This window comes from Pseudomonas fluorescens, from assembly GCF_005938625.1.
Taxonomy (GTDB): domain Bacteria; phylum Pseudomonadota; class Gammaproteobacteria; order Pseudomonadales; family Pseudomonadaceae; genus Aquipseudomonas; species Aquipseudomonas fluorescens_BD.
Genome location: NZ_VCNJ01000126.1, coordinates 1 through 1,902, shown reverse-complemented (window position 1 = coordinate 1,902; position 1,902 = coordinate 1). Strand labels below are relative to the sequence as shown.

1 protein-coding gene is annotated in these 1,902 nt (G+C 63.0%); it reads left to right on the top strand.

Translation table 11 applies throughout. The features are described 5' to 3' along the window. A partial coding sequence (locus tag FGA82_RS32000; RefSeq protein ID WP_349305999.1) for an immunoglobulin-like domain-containing protein occupies positions 1-1,902 on the top strand: 1,902 nt, incomplete at both ends.

Sequence of the window (1,902 nt, the reverse complement as noted above, 5' to 3'; positions counted from 1 at the left end):
GACGCTGACCAATCCGGCCGGCACCCCGGTGACCGTGACCCTGAGCAACGGTTCGACCATCACCATCGACGCCGGCAAGACCACCGGCACCGTGACCGTTCCGGCGCCAGCCGATGACGTCTACAAAGACGCTGGCAAACTCGAAGTGACCATCAAGGAAACCTCGGGCGGCAATTTCGAAAACCTGGTGGCCAATCCGACGCCAGCGGTGACCAACGTCGCCGACACCATCAACACCACGCACCTGACCCTCAGCGCTGAAAGCTATGTGCTCGAAGGCACGTCGATCACCTACACCGCGACCCTGACCAACGCCGCGCAAACGCCGGTGACCGTCAACCTCAGCAACGGACAGACCATCACCATCGAGGCCGGCAAAACCAGCGGTTCGGTGACCATCGCCGCGCCGAGCGATGACGTTTACAAAGACGTCAGCAAGCTCACCGTGACCATGACCGATGCCACTGGCGGCAACTTCGAGAAGCTCGACGTCAGCAAGACCCCGGTCAGCACCACCGTCAATGACACCATCGACAAAACCACGCTGACCCTCAGCGCCAGCGACACCGTCAGCGAAGGCGGCCAGATCACCTACACCGCGACCCTGAGCAATCCGGCCGGCACCGCCATGACCGTGACTCTGGCCAACGGTGCAGTGATCAACATCGCCGCCGGCGCCACCAGCGGCTCGGTGAATTTCGCCGCGCCTGCGAATACTCCGTACATCGACGGCGGCAAGGTACAGACCGCGATTGCCAGCCACAGCGGCGGCAACTTCGAGCAGGTCGATGCCAACCGTTCGGCGGTGGTCACCACCGTCACCGACACGGTCGACACCACCAATATCAGCCTGAGCGCCACCGCTTCGGTCGCCGAGGGCGGCTCGATCGTCTACACCGCGAGCCTGACCAACCCGGCAGGCACGGCGATGACCGTGACCCTGAGCAACGGTGCGGTGATCAACATCGCCAAAGGCGCGACCACCGGCACCGCGACCGTCGCAGCACCGGCTGACGACGTCTACAAGGACGCTGGCAAGGTCGATGCGAGCATCACCAAGACCACCGGCGGCAACTTCGAGAACCTGGTGGTCGACAAGACTCCAGCGGTCACCGACGTGACCGACACCATCGATAACAGCACCGTTTCGCTGACCGCCACCGCCAGCACTGTCGAAGGCGGCGTGGTGGTTTACACCGCTTCCGTGACCGCGCCAGTCACCGGTTTGCCAGTTGTGGTGAACCTGTCCAACGGCCAGACCATCACCATCCCGGTCGGCGCCAGCAGCGGCAGCGTCAACTTCACCGCACCGAACGATGCACTGGCCGGCGGCAACACGCTGAGCGTGAAAATCGACGGCGCCAGCGGCGGCAATTACGAAAATCTCGTGGCCGATAAAACCCCGGCCGTGACGTCGGTGAGCGATACCGTCGACACCACCAACCTGACGCTGAGTGCGACCGGCACTGTGGCTGAAGGTGGTTCGATTGTTTACACCGCGACCCTGACCAACCCGGCCGGCACGCCAGTTACCGTGGCCTTGTCGAACGGTTCGGTGATCACCATCGAAGCGGGCAAAACCACGGGTTCCGTGACCGTTGCGGCCCCGGCCGATGACGTCTACAAGGACGCCGGCAAAGTCGAAGTCACGATCAAGGATGCGACTGGCGGCAACTTCGAAAACCTGGTGCCAAGCACCACGCCAGCCGTTACCGATGTGACGGACACCATCGATACTTCGACCGTGAAACTGACCGCCGACACCACTGTGGCTGAAGGTGGCACTGTCACTTACACCGCGACTGTCGGCGCGCCGGTCACCGGTTCGCCAGTTGTGGTGACCCTGGCCAATGGGCAGAGCATCACCATCGAAGTCAGCAAGACCACCGGCACCGTGACCAC